Raw genomic sequence first — 16,094 nt, 5'->3', positions numbered from 1 at the left:
CCGAAACGGCCGGGGTCAGTCGCGGACGAGCAGTACGGATGCCTTGGCATGTTGCGCCAGGTAAGGCCCGTGCCCTTCGAAGATGTAGTCGCTCAGCCCGGGCTTGTGGCTGTGCATCACCACCAGGTCCGCACCGGTGTCTGCCACCGCCTTCAGGAGCGACTTGTCTATGTCGACCGCCGGATCATGGCTTTGGACCATATGGCTCGTAGTGGTGACCCCGTGCTGGCTGGCCTGACCAGCGGCGAACTCGGCGAGTTTCGCGGCAAACTCAGACGGCGAATGCGCGATGGCGCCCGGAGTCGGCGCCGTGACACCCACATAGACGATCTCCGCCCCGTGTTGCGCGGCCAGGTCGGCGGCGCAGGCAAGTGCCCGGTCAAGCGAACCCACATGGGCCAGGTCGACGGGAACCATTATCTTTTTGAACACATGTCCCTCCTCGTCAGCGCGCCCGGTCACGGGCGCTGTTCCAGAGTCACGCCTTTTAAGGCGCGCATCGGCGCGCCGATCCACGCACCAATTGTTTGGAGCCTAGCGGAGGTTGCCCCCGGGTTGCAAACAGACACGACCAGTAAATGGTCAAAAGCGAAGCGCAAGAGAAGCGCCGTTTCGGCAGAAACCGCTCCGAAACGTCCCGATCGGCACATGTTTCAGCCCGGCGTGATCGCCGGGCCGAGGATCTTTGAAGCTGGGTCAGGCGTTCACGTCGACCACGACCCGGCCCTTGACCTGCCCCTTCAGGATATCCGCACCAAGACCGGGCAGGTCCTCCAGCGTTGCCGGCTGGATCATCGCGTCGAGCTTCTCCATCGGCAGATCCTGCGCGATCCGCTGCCAGGCGCGGACCCTGTTGTCGTAGGGCTGCATCACGCTGTCGATGCCCAAAAGATTCACCCCTCGCAGCAGGAACGGGATGACCGTCGCGGGCAGCGCCGCGCCACCTGCCAGCCCGACCGCGGCGACCGAGGCGCCATACTTCATCTGCCCCAGCACACGCGCCAGCATCGCACCGCCGACCGCGTCGACACAGCCGGCCCAGGTCTCGCCCTCGAGCGGTCGCTTGACGGTCTCGTTGATCTCCGCGCGCGGCACGATCTTCGAGGCACCCAGATCACGCAGGTAGGACTCGGTCTCGGGCCGGCCGGTGACCGCCGCCACCTCGTGGCCGAGTTGCGCCAGGATGGCCGTCGCCACCGATCCAACACCTCCGGCGGCTCCGGTCACCAGAACCGGACCGTGGCCTGTCTTCAACCCATGATCCTCCAGCGCCATCACGGCCAGCATCGCGGTGAACCCGGCCGTGCCGACCGCCATCGCCTGCCGGGTGGTCAGACCTTGGGGCAAGGGAACCAGCCAATCCGCCTTGACCCGCGCCTTCTGCGCATAGCCGCCCCAGTGCGCTTCGCCGACGCGCCATCCGGTCAGCACGACCTCGTCGCCAGGCTGGTACCGTCCGTCCTCGGAGGTCTCGACGGTCCCCGCGAAATCGATCCCCGGCACATGCGGGTAGTTGCGCACCAACCCACCGCCGGGTCCGATGCACAGCCCGTCCTTGTAGTTCACCGTGGAATACTCGACCGCCACGGTCACTTCGCCATGTGGCAGATCGTCGAGTGAAATCTGCTCCACCGCGGCCGATGTCTTGCCGCTCTCATCGTCTTTGCGAACTAGCAATGCATTGAACATGTCGCTCCTTCCTTCCCGGGCGCAGACGCCCTTGTTTCATCTTCGTCAAAATACTCATCGGACAAAGGTCCGACGCTCTAGAGCCAGAATTGTTCCTGGACCGTCGCCCGACGCAGGCCCTCGGGTGTCTCCACCTCGATCTCGGTCCCGGCGTCCCAATGGGTCATACGCACCATTCCGATGGCGACATTGGTCCGGAAATCCGGCGACCATGCCGCCGATGTGACCTGCCCGATCCGCTTGCCCCCGGCCAGCAGCGGCCAGACCCGGTCGCAGCCGGGCACTGGGTCACCGGCGATGGAAATCGCACGAATCTGCTGCACCGGCCCCTCACGCGCCACCCGCAACAGCGCATCCCGCCCGACGCAGCCAATGGCCGTCGCGGTATCGCAGAACCGGCCCAGCCCGCATTCATGTGGCGTGTTGTCGTCGGTCATGTCGTTGCCAAAGCTCAGCAGTCCGGCCTCGATCCTCTCGATCAGGTTGGGACAGCCCGCGCGCACCTGAAGGTCTTCCCCGGCGGCGAAAAGCGCGTTCCAGAGCGGCATCCCGATATCACCGCCCTCGACATAGATCTCGAACCCGCCCTGCTTGGAATAGCCCGACCGCGCGATCACAAGGTTGCGGCCTTCAAAGTCGAACATGTCGTACTTGAAGAAGCGGATGTCCCGCACCCGATTTCCGAACACCCGCGCCATCAGCTCATCGGCTTTCGGCCCCTGGATCGCCAGTGGCGACACGTCCGGTTCATCGACCAGAACATCCAGCCGATAACCCTGCACCAGCCCCTTGACCCAGAACAGAAGATCGCTGTCGGCAATCGATATCCACCAGCGATCTTCGGCCAGCTTGACCGCAACGGGATCGTTCAGCATCCCACCGGTCTCGTCAACGATCGGCACATAGCGGCACTGCCCCGGCAACATGCCGCGCAGATCGCGCGGCGTGAGCATCTGCATCAACCGCCCGGCATCTGGACCGCGCAACTCGACCTGCCGCTCACAGGCGACATCCCAGACCTGAACATGGTCCTTCAGGTGCCGATAGTCCGCCTCGATCGACTCGAAAACCGTTGGCAAAAGCATGTGATTGTAGACCGTATAGGCCTTGACCCCGGCCGCTTCGACCCCGTCGGAAAACGGTGTGCGCCGCAACCGGCGCGACAGCGAGACCTGCGGCATCAGGCATCCTCCGACATGAAGACCAGATCGCTGACGGCGCCCTTGAGTCCGGCGGCCGTCATCATCGCGTGGACCTGCCCGCGATGATGGGTCTGGTGGTTGAACATATGCACGATGCACTGCGCGATCGGCTTGGTGACATGGCGCCCCAAGGCTCCGGAGTACCAGCTGAGATCGCCGGTCAGGTCGACTGCGTTCAACCGGTCCGCCCAAGCCATGATCCGGCCATCGGCCCGAAACCGTGCGGCGTCCCAGGCGCCCAGCGTCGGGTGAAGCGTCGTGCTATCGCCGATACCGCCCGCAGGCCGCTCCCCGCCATCCAGCCGGACCATCCACAGCAGATCCCCCCAGAGCAAATGGTTGAGCGTGCCCAGGATCGAGCCGAAGAACGCGCCCCGATCGCGCGTCAACTCGGCAAGATGCAGCGGTTTCAGCAGCTCGAACAGCTGTCGGTTCTGCCAGGCGTTGTATCGCGCCATCAGAACGCAATACGCGCGGTCGATCATCACTTGGGCCCGTGCCAGTCAATCTGGCAGATCTCGGCAGACCGCCCGTCGAAATCCCAGACCCGTCCATAAGCGCGCAGCTTGCCCTTGGTGGCAGTGGCGACCGTGATGTCCGGTCCCATCCAGTACTGGGTGTTGGAGATCACGATTTCCTTGTCCGGGTCCTGCCCACCGACCGGATGCACGACCCCCTGGATCTTGCGCCCGACGGTGATGTGACGCGTATTGCCCTCGGTTTCGTAGGTCACCGGCTGACGCTCATGCCCTAGGATTTCCCCGACCAGAACCTGGAACAGCCCGGTGGTGCCTCGTGCCGCGCCGCTGAAGATATTCACCAGGGCGTCATACTGCGTCTCGCTGGAGCGATCGTCGATGAACAGGGCGACTTTCCAGTTGCCCCGGCCCATCATGCCGGGAATCTCGATCATCAATCCGACATTCAGGCCCGACAGGTCCGTCTCGCCATAGGTGCCCGAATCGATCCGCACGCCGCCCCAGGTCTGGCAATGGCCCTCGGTCGGCGGGTGTTTGCCCAGCGACACGACACAGGGGCAGAAAACCGTGCAGTTGCAATTCAGGATCAGTTCGCCCTTTAGGGTCCAGGGAACGGTTCCGATTTCCATCGTATCCAAAGCCATCGATTTTCCTCCAGTTACAGTAGTCCGGCAGTGGTGAGACCCGCAGCCGCAATCAGTGCACCCCCCAACGGTCGCGTTATCGCGCGGCCGATTTCGGGCAGTTTTTCAAGCACCATGATCACCATGGCCAAGCCCATGAACGCGAGGTTCATGACGCCGCCGACAAAGGCCAGTGCCATCAGCGCCCAGCAGCATCCAAGGCACACAAGACCCAGCCGCAGCCCGTTGCGGAATGCGCCCTCGCCCCAATGCGACATGAAAAACATCAGTGGGCGGCGGCATTTGCTCAGGCAGGCTTCCTTGAGCGACGAAAACTGATACAGCCCCGCCCCCAGCAACAGAAGTGACGACAGGGCGGTGGCAGCGCTCTGGCCAAGCGGGTCGAGCAACCCGGCCACGAACAGCCCCATCTGCACGCAGGCTGCCACCACCGAGAAACCCAACCACACCAGAAGATAGCCCGCCAGAAGCAGCATCATGCTGGTTGCGCCCGACGCATGGCCAAGATCGTCATAAGTCGCCAGCGCCGGCAGAACCGTGGGGGCCATCATCGCAGCGGACATCAAGGTCCACATCAGCACCATGCGCAGCAGACCCGCCGCATCGGGCGTGAGGGTGCAAAGGTCGCGCCAGAAATCCGGGCCATAATTAGTCCCGAGCGCACGCAGCTCGGCAGGTACCGCCATCAGAAACAGGCACAGCCAGGACACGAGGATCAGACTGAAAAAAGCCAGCCAATGCGGCGCCGCCATGGCCCTGATCCGTTCCGCCAGCATGATCCCCCCCCCCGCGCGACTCGACCGCTTGCGTTTTAAATGTCAGACTTTTAAATGTCAGACAAATAAAAAAATTGATGGGCTAAGATGAAAATCGATCCGAATGACCCCGCCGATCTGTCCGCGCAGATCGCGACCGCGATCCGCGATGCGATCATGGACGGCACGCTGATCGTCGATGAACGCCTGCCTTCGGAATCCGAACTGGCCGAACAATTCTCGGTGTCTCGCCCCACGGTGCGGGAGGCGTTGAAGCGTCTGGCCGCGCAATCGCTGATCCGCACCCAACGCGGCGCCTCCGGCGGTGCCTTCGTCAACCGGCTCAGCTACAAGGACGCTTATACGCAGCAGATCACCACCTCGACCCTGCTCTTGTCGATGAACGCGGTCAGCTTCACCACAGCCTGCGAAGCACGCTACGCCATGGAACGCGCCTGCGCACCGCTCTCGGCGGCGCGGCGCAGCGCCGATCACCTCGCCACCATGCGCGCCGAGATCCACCGGCAGTCCCAGCCCGGACTGACAGACGAAGCTTTCTGCACTTCAGACGTCGCTTTCCACAGGGCGCTGGTCGATGGGGCCGGCAACCCGATTTTGTCCTACCAACTCGCCGGCGCCGTCGAAGCGATGCAGCCGCTGATGAACATCATCACGTTCACCGCGCGCTCGCGCGAAACGATCGTCGCATTGCACGAAGCGATCGCCGACGCGGTCGAAGCCCACGATGGACTGATGGCCTGCGACCGCCTCAGCGCCCTCGAAGCCGAAACACTCGCGCTTGCACGCAGCGTCTTCACAGCGCGGGGAAAGCGCGCCTGAAACGCCGCCTTGCCGCCGGCGCGACCCGGCGCTACCTCCTGCTCATGATCGACGCACTCAACATCACCGCTGCCCTTCTGACCATCGGCTTCGGCCTTTTCGGTTTCCTCGCCCCCGCCTATACGGCGTCGGCGCTCGACCTCGCTCCGACGAACAGTACGATGGGCTTTTCCGAAATGCGCGCCTCGGTCGGCGGATTGTTCGTCGTGGCGGGACTCGCCGCGATCTGGCTGGGGACTCCGACTGCCTACGCGATGCTCGGTTTCGCCTTCGCCGGCGCAGCACTCGGCCGCACGCTGTCTCTCCTGCTCGACCACCCGCCCGTTCTCAAGGTGCTGATCTTCGGCGGGATCGAAGCCGCCCTCGCGCTCTGGCTGATCCTCGCCAACCTGTCACGCGACCCGTTCTGAGCAATCGGCTTCATCTTTGCAAAAATACTCCCGCCGGAGGCTCCTGTGATTGCAACCAGCGCACCCTCCGCCTATATAGGTGTTGTCCTTCGGGACTATGGACATAAACGCGCTCGTAATAAGCGGATCGGACCCGGGGGCGGTACCCGGCGGCTCCACCATACATCCTTCATTTGGGGATCATGGGGCCGAAACAGGATCGACGAACGTCTAAAGGGGTTAGCTTTGTCTCGGCGGGGTGCCACCGTATCGGCCCGAACAGTACAATTGCAAATGACAATCGTGCTCCGGTTGCCGTTGCTGCGTAAGCAGTAACCAGACCGAAACTTAAGCCCTTGCGCCTAGCCGCGTAAGGCGGGGTTCGCAGGCACCTGGCAACAGAAGCCTGCACTTCACCCTTCTCGACCAACCTGACGCCGCGAACTTCCACACAGGAACTTGCGAGCGGATTCAACGTTTGTTCACCTCTGGCACACTAGATGAAATGCATCGGAAGGAGGATCAGATGTCACGCTCCGAATTGCTGAAACGCTTCTATCAGGATGTCTGGGTCGACGGGAAACTCGACGAGATTGATCATTACTTCGCGCCCGACGCAAAAGCCGACGGGCTCTTCTCACGCATGCAGTTCGGTCCCGAGGATTTCCGCGACCTGATCACCGCTGCCTCCCATCTACTCGGCCCGCTCCGGATCGACTGCCCGGTCATGGTCGAAAATGGCGACTGGGTGGCAGCGCTCATTCACGTCCGCACCACGCGTGCGGACAACGGAGCGCCGATCGAGGTCACCGGCCAGACCATCGTGCGGTTCGAAGACGACCGTATCGCCGAAGCCTACAATCAGTTCGACTTCATCTCGTTCTTCGAACAACTGGGACAGTTCCCCGAGGACACCCTGCCGGTTTGCCTCACCGGGCAACGACTGGATTGGGTCTGACGGAACGGCCAGATGCCAAAGCCCTTGACCGAAAGGCGCACCCGGGTCCACTCTGAGACATGGGGATGACCGCGAACGCCCCGTGAGGCGCCAGCCCAAGGTTCGCATGTTTGCCTTGAAACAGGAGACATGCTCATGGCTGCGCCCAACGAAATCACTGTATCTCAATTGCTACGCCTGATCGGCACGCCGGACGCTCCGGCTATCGTGGATGTATGCATCGACGCGGACTTCGGTGATGATCCTTACCTCATCCCCGGTTCAATCCGTCATCCGCACACGGATATTTCCGGACTGATCTCGGCGCACTCGGGGCGCGCCTGCATTATCGTCTGCCAGAAAGGCAGGAAGCTCAGCCAAGGCGTCGCCGCCTGGTTGCGAAGCGACGGGATCGACGCGCGGTATCTGCAAGGCGGAATGCTCGCCTGGCGCGATCGTGCCGAGGCGCCCCGCGTCCCCGCCACGACAGTTCCACCGAGGGTCGGGTCGGGAACGCTCTGGGTCACGCGTCACCGTCCCAGGATCGACCGGATCGCCTGCCCCTGGCTGATCCGCCGGTTCGTCGATCCGCAGGCGCGCGTCCTGTTCGTCGCTCCCGCCGATGTCGAGGACGTGGCAGAGCGGTTCGGAGCGGTTCCCTTTGACGTTCAGGGCGCATTCTGGTCGCATCGTGGCGACGGCTGCACCTTTGACACGATGCTCGACGAATTCGCTCTTCACACCCCGCCGCTGGACCGGATGGCCCGCATCATCAGGGCCGCCGACACGAGCCGCCAAGACCGCGCGCCCGAAGCGGCAGGATTGTTCGCGCTCTCGATCGGCCTGTCCCGGCAATACCGTGACGATCAGCATCAACTCGAGGCGGGCCTCGCGATCTATGACGCGCTGTTTCGCTGGGCGCGGGACCGACAGGGCGAGACGCATGGCTGGCCGGCGGGACGAGGAGCATGAGCGCACCCTCATTTCCAGACATGACACGCGTCTTCGGACGGATCGGGCTTCTGTCCTTCGGCGGGCCCGCCGCACAGATCGCGTTGATGCACAAGGAACTGGTGGAAGAGCGCGACTGGCTCGACGAACCAACTTTCCTGCGAGCGCTGTCGCTCTGCATGTTGCTGCCCGGCCCCGAGGCGATGCAACTGGCGACCTATGCGGGGTGGCGTTTGCGGGGAGTCGCGGGCGGCGTGCTGGCGGGTGGGCTCTTCGTGATTCCCGGTGCGATCATCATCGCCGCGCTGGTCGCGCTCTACGTGGAGTTGGGTCAGTTGCCTCTCGTCCAGGCGGCTTTTTTGGGTGTCAAGGCAGCGGTCGTGATCATCGTGCTTCAAGCATTGCGCAACCTTGCCCGCAAGGCGCTTGTCGGAACATCCGCCCGCGTCATTGCAGGCCTCGCCTTTGTTGCGATCTTCGCCTTTGCCTTGCCGTTTCCTCTGATCATCGCGGTGGCCGCGCTCTGGGGTATCTGGGTTGCGCCTGCCGGTCCATCGAGCGGCGTTGTCGAGGCCCCGGTCAGCTCGGCTCGGTCCCTGCGCACCTTGGCGGTCTGGCTCCCCTTGTGGTTGTCGCCACTTCTGCTTCTCAGCGTTTTGGGGCCACCGCTCCTTGCCGATATCGGCTGGCTTTTCGCCAAGCTTGCCGTCGTCACCTTCGGCGGCGCTTATGCCGTGCTCGCCTACCTGACACAGACGGTCGTGCAGGACTACGGCTGGATCGAAACCGCCCAGATGATCGACGCGCTCGGGCTGGCAGAAACCACGCCGGGCCCGCTCATCCTTGTGACGCAATTCGTTGCGATGTTGGCGGGCCACTTGGCAGGTGGAACATCGATGGCGCTGGCGGCCGGACTCGTCGCGCTTTGGGCAACTTTCGTGCCCTGCTTTCTTTGGATCTTTCTCGCCGCACCCTATCTCGACCGGCTCGCCGCGCGGCCAAGGCTTGCAGCCGGGCTGCGCGCGATCACCGCAGCCGTGGTCGGCGTGATCCTGAACCTGTCGATCTGGTTTGCCATGCATGTGCTTTTCGAAACCGTTGCGACGCACGATGTCGGCCCGCTCACGCTCGCCCTGCCCGATCCTGCCAGCCTCGATCCGGTCGCGTTGGCGCTGACAGGGCTGGCCGCTCTGCTGCTCTTCGTCCTGCGGTTCGGCCTTGGCAAGTCGTTGGTGCTGATGGCGTTGGCAGGGGCCGGCAGCGCACTGGTCTGAAACGCATTCCTGCAGACGGCAGCCTTTCTCAGGCTTTTGTTTCTGTTCGAATCCCCTATGCTGATTTCAGACAGCAGCCGTCTGACTGGGGAAAGCAGATGTCCCGCGACATAGACTATGGAAACCTCATGCACAGCGCGATGCGCGGTCTTATAAAGACCGTGCTGCAGGACGTGGCCGATCATGGCCTGCCCGGCGCGCATCATTTCTTCATCACGTTCGACACCTCCCACCCCGATGCCGAACTTGCCGACTGGCTGGCCGACCGCTACCCCGGCGAGATGACGGTGGTCATGCAGCACTGGTTCGACAATCTCGTCGTCGGAGAGGACGGGTTTTCCGTCACCCTGAATTTCGGAGACGCGCCAGAGCCGCTCTACATTCCCTATGACGCGATCAAGACCTTCGTCGATCCGTCCGTGGAATTCGGATTGCGCTTTGAATCGGCCGAAGACGAAGACGAGGAAGAACCCTCCGCCGATCCGATGCCGCCGGCTATCAACACGGATCACGCCCAGGAAGACGCCGACACGGCGCAGAAATCAGATGCGCAGGTCGTGTCGCTGGACAGTTTTCGCAAGTAGCGCGGCGCGCCATCACTCCTCGCGCTGCAGAAACGCCGAGGTTGTGCGTTTCTGCATCCCGTCGCTGATCCGCTTGAAGTCCAGTTGCAGACCGCCTTCGGCAAGCGTTCGATCAAACTGTTGCAGCTCGTAGCCGCCATCGTGATCCACGAACAGCGAATACACGGTCAGCGTGTCCCCGGTGATGCGTGCCCAGACATAGGGTTCGCCCTTCATCGGGTCGAGTTGCACCTCGTGGCCGAACACATTCTTCTTCATAGCCGCCGCATAGACGCCATCGCGGTCGCTGGGGGTGAAGCTGATGTCATAGTTCTTTTCGCTGATATCGCCGTCTTCGCGATAGGTCACGGTGGACCACTTGACCGAAAACCCTCTCCGCGTGGTCTCGATCCGCACGCTCAGGTCGCGCGGCGTCTTGCTCCCGTCCGCGTTGACGATCTCGGCGGTGCCGGAATAGCTTCCGACGAAACGCGCGATCGCCTCATCGGGTTGCGCGGCAGCCGTCATCGTCCACAGCACCGCGACGCAGGCCGCCAACAAAGCGGCGCGGATTGGCAGGACCGGGCGGATGAGGGCATGTGTCACGGGCGTTCCCCTGTTCTGGACAGCTCAGCCGACGCGGGCCAGATGCCGCGTCGGAAGATCAGCTTACAACCTCACTGCAAAAGAACAACAATCCAATGCCCGCCCCGGTTCCGGCTGCGCGCAACTGGCCAATTGCACCGCTTGTCCGTGGCGGGTAAACGCAGGCGAGATTGACCTGACGGAGAGTTCCGATGTCCAACACCCGCACCGAAACCGACAGCTTCGGCCCGCTCGAAGTACCCGCCGACAAGTATTGGGGCGCCCAGACGCAGCGGTCGATCCTGAACTTTCCGATCGGCTGGGAAAAGCAGCCCGTCGCCATCGTGCGTGCGCTCGGCGTGATCAAGAAGGCCTGCGCGCAGGCAAACATGGAACTCGGCTCGCTCGACGAGACACGTGGCAAGGCTATCGTGCAGGCCGCTGGCGAAGTGGTCGAAGGCAAGTTCGACGACAATTTCCCTCTGGTGGTCTGGCAGACCGGGTCCGGCACCCAATCCAACATGAACGCCAACGAGGTGATCGCCAACCGGGCCATCGAAATTCTGGGCGGCGTCATCGGCTCCAAGGATCCGGTGCACCCAAACGATCATTGCAACATGGGGCAATCCTCCAACGACACCTTCCCGACCGCGATGCACATCTCGGCCGCGATGAGCGCGCATCAGGTGCTGCTGCCGGGTCTGGAAAAGCTGCACGCGGCGCTTCAGGCCAAGGTCGAGGAGTTCGACGGCATCATCAAGATCGGGCGCACCCACACCCAGGACGCCACGCCGCTGACCCTCAGCCAGGAGTTCTCGGGCTATACCCACCAGGTCGCCATGGGCATCCAGCGGGTCAAGGACGCGCTCGGGCGGATCTATGAGCTGGCGCAGGGCGGCACCGCCGTTGGCACCGGGCTGAACACGAAACAGGGCTGGGCCGAAATGGTCGCCGCCAACATGGCCGAGATCACCGGGTTGCCCTTCGTCACGGCACCCAACAAGTTCGAAGCATTGGCCGCCCATGACGCGATGGTCGAACTGTCGGGCGCGCTGAAGACCGTGGCCGTCAGCCTCTTCAAGATCGCCAACGATATCCGCCTGCTGGGCTCGGGCCCGCGCTGTGGTCTGGGCGAACTCATCCTGCCGGAAAACGAGCCCGGCAGCTCGATCATGCCCGGCAAAGTCAACCCGACCCAGTGCGAGGCGCTGACCCAGGTCTGCGCCCATGTCATGGGCAACGACGCCGCCGTCGGCTTCGCCGGTAGCCAGGGCCATTTCGAACTCAATGTCTACAAGCCGATGATGTCCTACAACGTGCTGCAGTCCATGCAGCTTCTGGGTGATGCGGCCAGCGCCTTCACCGACAACCTCGTCGACGGGCTGAAGGCCGACAAGGTGCGCATTGAAAGGCTGATGCGGGAATCATTGATGCTGGTCACCGCGCTTGCGCCCGAGATCGGGTATGACAACGCCACCACGGTCGCCAAGACTGCGCATAAGAACGGAACCACGCTCAAGGAAGAGGCCATCGCTCTGGGTTTCGTCGACGAAGAGACCTTTGATCGCGTGGTGCGTCCCGAACTGATGGTCGGCCCGAAGTAATGGCGGAACCGGTCAACCTGAACCGGTTTCGCAAGGCTAAGGCCCGCGCCGAGAAAAAGGCGCGGGCCGATCAGAACACGGTGAAATTCGGCCGGACAAAAGCCGAGCGGCAGGGCGACGCGGCCACCCGTGAAAAGGCAAAACGCGATCTGGACGGAAAGAAGCGCGACGAGACATGAGCCAGCGCCCGACGAAACGGTCTCTCACCCTGCGCGGGCACCGCACCTCTGTTTCGCTGGAAGATGATTTCTGGAATGCCTTCCGCCGCATTGCCGAATCCGACGGCATAGCGATAAACGCGCTCGCGGCCCGTATCGACGAAGAGCGCGGCACCGACATCGGGCTGGCCTCAGCGATCCGGCTTTTCGTATTGCACCGTTATCAGGCTGGCTCGGTCCCCGAAACGCGCTGACGCACGCGCAACCGGATACCGCTTGCCGAACGCACCGTCAGATGCGCGACGGGCTCGGGCGCGTCGTCCTCGACCGGCTCGAACACGAATGCCCGCACCAGAAGCGACAGGATCAACGGCCCCTCCAGCATGGCAAAGCCGGCACCCGGACAGACCCGGGGTCCGGTTGAGAACGGCAGAAATGCGGTGCGTTGGCAGGTGCGGCCATTCTCGGTCTGCCAGCGTCCCGGGTCGAACCCGTCCGGGTTCTCCCAAAGCCGCGCATGTCGATGCAGGTGCCACGGGCTGATGACCACCTGCGCGCCCTGAGCGAGTTCCCGACCCCGAAACCGTTCGGGCCGCGTCGCTTGCCGCACCATCATCGGCACCGGCGGATAGAGCCTCAGGGCCTCTCGGAAAACGTCGCGGCTGATCCGCCAGCCGGTCACATCGGCCAGTGTCGGCTCCGCATCCATTCTGGCCTCGGCGGCGACGCGGTCCTGCCAGTCAGGACACAGCGCCAGCAGGTAGAGCGCCCAGCCGAGGGCCGAGGCGCTGGTCTCGTGTCCGGCGAGAAAGAATATGGCCACCTGGTCGATCATCTCTTCGGTGCCGAAGGTCTCGTCGGTTTCGGGATCGCGCGTCGTCATGATCTTGGTTGCCAGGTCATCCGGTGCAGTGCCGGCAGCGATTTCGCCCTTCCGTCGCTCGGTCAATTCGCGGATCAAGGCACGTATCTCGGCCGCTGTCCGGCGAGTGCGGCGACCGTGGAACCGCGGCACCCAGCGCGGCAGCGGCAGGAAGGCGGCCAGATTCAGGATCGGCTGGCTGCGCTGATGGGCGCGGAACTGGTGAAAGACCCGGTTCGCGATCCGATGCTCCACCGGAATCGAAAACAGGGTGCGAAAGATCACGTCCGCCGCAACATGGCTCGCTTCCGCCTCGATCTCGACCACCTCGCCATCGCGAGACGCCAGCCGTTCCACTGCCTGGTGCGCCGCCTCCAGCATCGCGGGGAAAGTGTCGCGCAGGCGCCCTCCCTCGAAAGCCGGGTCGATGATGCGCCGCTGGCGTTCCCAGGTCGCGTCATTGGTCAAAAACACGGAATTCCCAAGCAGCGGTCGCAGCCCCTCGCCGATCCGCTCGGACTTGGGAAAGGCCTCGGGCCGCTCCCGCAGGACAAGGCGCACAAGCTCGGGCTGGTTCACAAGGTAGGAGCGGAAGAACGGCGTGCGGAACTCGGCCATCCACGCGCGATAGAGCCGCTCGGGCTGCGCCGACAGGATATCGCGCCGGAACAACCGGGCGTAGCGGGCCAGCGACACCTTGTCCGGGCGCGACTTGGGCTTGGGCGGGATCATCACGCTACCGAGACATGGCGCGACACCGGCACGTGGATCCGCGAGGGCGACGGTGCCTGCTCGGCAAAGCGGTCGCACAGGGTGCGCGGACCCGCCGTGATGCGAAAGTAGTCATAGGCACCAGGTCGGTCGAAGGCGCAGAGATACTGGAAATGCAGCCGGAAGAAGCGATGCCGTAAGGCCGCCTGCTTTTCCGGCGAAAGCGTTTGCGAGAAAGCCGCTGACAGAACCAGCGGCCAGCGCTGTTCTTTTGGCGCGACGCCGCTCACGGCCACGGGGTCGCAGAGGGCGAAGGAACACCCGTCCCCCGGCGCCGAAACGTCGACCCAGCACAACTCGTCGCGCAGCGACAGATCGCGCAGGTCGCGCCGCAACCGTTCGGCCCGCGGCAGGAACGAGGCCATCGGGACGACCTGCCCAAGCGACAGGAACCCCAGAGCCGCACCCTTGCGCCGAACGCGTCCCGCGCGCATCAGGTCAGCGAGGACAGACACGGCCAGATAGGCGCCCGAGGAATGGCCGACGACCAGCACTTCGTCGACATCGTCCAGCAAAGCGGCGGCGATCCGGTCGCCGAACACCGCGAGACGGGTTTCGAGTTCGGGCGGGTACGCGCCTTTCAGTTGCGCGGTGAACGCGAAATCATGCATGAGGTAATGGGCGAATAACCTGCCATCGACCGTCCGGAACCACCGCAGCATCAACACTGCAGCCGCAACACCCAGTACCGCCGCGGCCACCCACGGCAGCCCGAGCCCTGCCAGGCGCATCACGATCCAGCCCAGTATCATCGCCAGAACAGCCTGAAGGCATAGCATCGCCACCGGGTAGAGCGCGGCCAGCACAGGCCCCTTGCGCAGGCGCATCAGCGGCCAGAGTGCGCCGGAACCGACATAGACCCAAACAGTGCGCAGCATCTGGCCATAGGTGGCTACGATCGAGTCGGACATGCTGGCGCGGACGATATCGGACCAGACCAGCACCTCGAAATCTGCGGTGACCTCGTGGTTCTCGATCCGTGCCGTCACATGCCAACCGAAAACGTCTTGATCGACCGGTTTGCCGAGCGCGATCTGGTACCCTGATACCCGCGCCTGCGACGCCGATTCGCGGCGATAGAGTTCGCGGTATCGGCGTGGCGGCACGGGGTCATAGCCGGGGATATAGAATACCCGCCGTCGCCGCACCTGCCTGCCCGTCCCGTGATCAGTCATCGACCTGTCCTTTTTGCGGACAGCCTAGCCCAACCCCGCGCGGCGGTGTAGTGCCGTTACGCGGAGAGACGATCAGCCCAAGGTGGCAAGTGCCGGGAATTGTTCGAGCAGCCAATAGGAAAAGCTCGAGAAGCCACCGGTCAGCATCAGCAAACCGATCGTCCACAACAGCAGGCCCATGACGCGTTCGATCTGTTCCATGTGCCGCTTCATCCATCCCATGACACCGCCAAGACGCGGCAGGAAGGCCGCCACCAGCAGAAACGGCACGCCCAGCCCCATAGCATAGACGGCAAGCAGAGTAGTTCCGCGCGCGACCGAGGCTTCGGATGCGGCCAACGATAGGATCGCCCCAAGTTGCGGACCGATGCAGGGGGTCCAACCAAACGCGAAAGCGAGGCCCAGAACATAGGCCCCAAATGCGCTTCCACCTCGATCGCCCGCGTCGATCCGCGCCTCGCGGTCGAGAAACCCGATCCGGTAAACCCCAACGAAATGCGCTCCGAAAATCATCACCAGGATTCCGGCAATCGTGTTGAACCAGCCCTGGTATTGCAGGAACATGGTGCCAATGGCCGAGGCGGTAAAGCCCAGCAGCAGAAAGACCGTCGACAGTCCCAAAACGAAGAACAACGCCGGGAGCAGCGCCTTGTTGCGCGCCCGCGTGTCCTCGCCCAGATCCTGCAGCGAGACGCCGCTCATGTAGGCGAGGTAAGGCGGGACGATCGGCAGCACGCAGGGCGACAGGAAACTGATGATTCCCGCCGTCAGAGCCACGATCATCGCGGGCATCAGCCCCGCATCTATGATGTCGATCCCGAACATGAGTCGGTCTTAGGCCATCGCGCAGGCAAGGTCACGGCGCGTTCTGACACAGCTTGGTCACAACCCTGTGGACAGGGTGAAACATCGGGCCTATCTCAGCTGTCATGACCGAAATCACCGACACCCTCGACGCCATCGGGTTGCTCTGCCCCCTGCCCGTTCTGAAAGCGCGCAAGCGGTTGAAACCCTTGCCCGAAGGGGCCGTGCTGAAGGTGTTGGCCGATGATCCCGCGGCAATCGTGGATGTGCCGCATTTCTGCGCCGAGGCCGGGCACGCGCTGCTCGACCAGAGCGATGGCGGCACCCACCAGGTCTATCTGATCCGCAAGGGCGGCTGAGCGCGCCGAACGAAGAAGGGGCGGATCCAGAGACCCGCCCCTTCGTGTTTCAT

The 16,094-nt window shown here is 63.5% G+C and carries 20 protein-coding genes and 1 other RNA gene; 11 read left to right on the top strand and 10 right to left on the bottom strand.

The annotated features are described in order from the left end of the window. Positions 1-15: 15 nt before the first annotated feature. The 6 genes from JF290_RS04355 to JF290_RS04330 all read right to left on the bottom strand — a co-directional run bounded on the left by JF290_RS04355 (position 16) and on the right by JF290_RS04330 (position 4,790). Positions 16-432: a universal stress protein gene (locus JF290_RS04355; protein WP_199023524.1), complete on the bottom strand. Its 417-nt coding sequence runs from the start codon at positions 430-432 to the stop codon at positions 16-18. A gap of 264 nt (positions 433-696) precedes the next feature. Then, the gene (acuI, locus tag JF290_RS04350; protein WP_199023520.1) at positions 697-1,689 is read right to left on the bottom strand and encodes an acryloyl-CoA reductase; all 993 of its coding nucleotides are present in this window, start codon (positions 1,687-1,689) and stop codon (positions 697-699) included. Positions 1,690-1,766: 77 nt separating this feature from the next. Next, positions 1,767-2,870 (bottom strand): dimethylsulfoniopropionate demethylase, encoded by a 1,104-nt coding sequence (locus JF290_RS04345; protein WP_199023518.1) that lies wholly within the window; start codon positions 2,868-2,870, stop codon positions 1,767-1,769. After that, positions 2,870-3,376, bottom strand: coding sequence for a DinB family protein (locus JF290_RS04340; protein ID WP_199023516.1), 507 nt, complete (start codon positions 3,374-3,376; stop codon positions 2,870-2,872). The genes JF290_RS04345 and JF290_RS04340 overlap by 1 nt, the downstream gene beginning before the upstream one ends. Then, entirely contained in the window at positions 3,376-4,014 is a 639-nt protein-coding gene (locus tag JF290_RS04335) for a DUF1326 domain-containing protein (RefSeq protein ID WP_199023515.1), read from the bottom strand. The genes JF290_RS04340 and JF290_RS04335 overlap by 1 nt, the downstream gene beginning before the upstream one ends. A 14-nt stretch (positions 4,015-4,028) precedes the next feature. Continuing rightward, complete coding sequence (locus tag JF290_RS04330; RefSeq protein ID WP_233155128.1) at positions 4,029-4,790, bottom strand: DUF2182 domain-containing protein; 762 nt, start codon at positions 4,788-4,790, stop codon at positions 4,029-4,031. A gap of 87 nt (positions 4,791-4,877) precedes the next feature. On the opposite strand from JF290_RS04330, the gene JF290_RS04325 reads away from it, so the two are divergent. The 7 genes from JF290_RS04325 to JF290_RS04295 all read left to right on the top strand — a co-directional run bounded on the left by JF290_RS04325 (position 4,878) and on the right by JF290_RS04295 (position 9,744). Next, complete coding sequence (locus tag JF290_RS04325) at positions 4,878-5,609, top strand: FadR/GntR family transcriptional regulator (RefSeq protein WP_199023514.1); 732 nt, start codon at positions 4,878-4,880, stop codon at positions 5,607-5,609. A gap of 44 nt (positions 5,610-5,653) precedes the next feature. Further along, entirely contained in the window at positions 5,654-6,019 is a 366-nt protein-coding gene (locus JF290_RS04320; RefSeq protein WP_199023513.1) for a DUF4345 family protein, read from the top strand. A gap of 45 nt (positions 6,020-6,064) precedes the next feature. Next, positions 6,065-6,411: a transfer-messenger RNA gene (gene ssrA, locus JF290_RS04315) on the top strand. 113 nt (positions 6,412-6,524) lie between these two features. After that, positions 6,525-6,956: an ester cyclase gene (locus JF290_RS04310; RefSeq protein WP_199023512.1), complete on the top strand. Its 432-nt coding sequence runs from the start codon at positions 6,525-6,527 to the stop codon at positions 6,954-6,956. A 135-nt stretch (positions 6,957-7,091) separates the two neighbouring features. Further along, positions 7,092-7,907 carry a chromate resistance protein ChrB domain-containing protein gene (locus tag JF290_RS04305; protein WP_199023511.1) on the top strand — a complete coding sequence of 272 codons (816 nt, stop codon included), beginning with the start codon at positions 7,092-7,094 and terminating at the stop codon, positions 7,905-7,907. Beyond that, complete coding sequence (gene chrA, locus JF290_RS04300) at positions 7,904-9,160, top strand: chromate efflux transporter (protein ID WP_199023509.1); 1,257 nt, start codon at positions 7,904-7,906, stop codon at positions 9,158-9,160. The genes JF290_RS04305 and chrA overlap by 4 nt, the downstream gene beginning before the upstream one ends. Before the next feature lie 98 nt (positions 9,161-9,258). Continuing rightward, a complete protein-coding gene (locus JF290_RS04295) occupies positions 9,259-9,744 on the top strand; it encodes an SspB family protein (protein WP_199023508.1) in 486 nt (161 codons plus the stop codon). Positions 9,745-9,756: 12 nt separating this feature from the next. Here JF290_RS04295 and JF290_RS04290 read toward each other — a convergent pair whose 3' ends face one another. Next, positions 9,757-10,329: a hypothetical protein gene (locus JF290_RS04290; RefSeq protein WP_425503914.1), complete on the bottom strand. Its 573-nt coding sequence runs from the start codon at positions 10,327-10,329 to the stop codon at positions 9,757-9,759. A 191-nt stretch (positions 10,330-10,520) separates the two neighbouring features. Here JF290_RS04290 and fumC point away from each other — a divergent pair, with 191 nt between their 5' ends. Genes fumC through JF290_RS04275 form a run of 3 tightly spaced genes read left to right on the top strand, consistent with a single transcriptional unit; the run spans position 10,521 to position 12,324 of the window. Then, positions 10,521-11,912, top strand: a complete 1,392-nt coding sequence (gene fumC / locus JF290_RS04285) for a class II fumarate hydratase (RefSeq protein WP_199023507.1) — start codon at positions 10,521-10,523, stop codon at positions 11,910-11,912. Next, positions 11,912-12,091 carry a DUF4169 family protein gene (locus JF290_RS04280; RefSeq protein WP_199023506.1) on the top strand — a complete coding sequence of 60 codons (180 nt, stop codon included), beginning with the start codon at positions 11,912-11,914 and terminating at the stop codon, positions 12,089-12,091. Before fumC ends, JF290_RS04280 begins: the two co-directional genes overlap by 1 nt. Then, complete coding sequence (locus JF290_RS04275; RefSeq protein ID WP_199023505.1) at positions 12,088-12,324, top strand: ribbon-helix-helix domain-containing protein; 237 nt, start codon at positions 12,088-12,090, stop codon at positions 12,322-12,324. The genes JF290_RS04280 and JF290_RS04275 overlap by 4 nt, the downstream gene beginning before the upstream one ends. Here the strand turns inward: JF290_RS04275 and JF290_RS04270 are convergent. The 3 genes from JF290_RS04270 to JF290_RS04260 all read right to left on the bottom strand — a co-directional run bounded on the left by JF290_RS04270 (position 12,294) and on the right by JF290_RS04260 (position 15,703). After that, on the bottom strand, positions 12,294-13,664 hold the full coding sequence (locus JF290_RS04270; RefSeq protein WP_199023504.1) for a cytochrome P450: 1,371 nt from the start codon (positions 13,662-13,664) through the stop codon (positions 12,294-12,296). The two genes, JF290_RS04275 and JF290_RS04270, sit on opposite strands and share 31 nt — an antisense overlap. Continuing rightward, complete coding sequence (locus JF290_RS04265; protein WP_199023503.1) at positions 13,664-14,878, bottom strand: hypothetical protein; 1,215 nt, start codon at positions 14,876-14,878, stop codon at positions 13,664-13,666. The genes JF290_RS04270 and JF290_RS04265 overlap by 1 nt, the downstream gene beginning before the upstream one ends. A gap of 72 nt (positions 14,879-14,950) precedes the next feature. Continuing rightward, a complete protein-coding gene (locus tag JF290_RS04260; protein WP_199023502.1) occupies positions 14,951-15,703 on the bottom strand; it encodes a cytochrome c biogenesis CcdA family protein in 753 nt (250 codons plus the stop codon). 104 nt (positions 15,704-15,807) lie between these two features. Here JF290_RS04260 and JF290_RS04255 point away from each other — a divergent pair, with 104 nt between their 5' ends. Continuing rightward, positions 15,808-16,041 (top strand): sulfurtransferase TusA family protein, encoded by a 234-nt coding sequence (locus JF290_RS04255; protein ID WP_199023501.1) that lies wholly within the window; start codon positions 15,808-15,810, stop codon positions 16,039-16,041. The last annotated feature ends 53 nt before the right edge of the window (positions 16,042-16,094 follow it).

The sequence above is a fragment of the Sedimentitalea arenosa genome (assembly GCF_016428585.1).
In the GTDB taxonomy this organism is placed as follows: domain Bacteria; phylum Pseudomonadota; class Alphaproteobacteria; order Rhodobacterales; family Rhodobacteraceae; genus Sedimentitalea; species Sedimentitalea arenosa.
The sequence above is the reverse complement of the archived record's forward strand: the minus strand, read 5'-3'. Positions and strand labels throughout refer to the sequence as shown.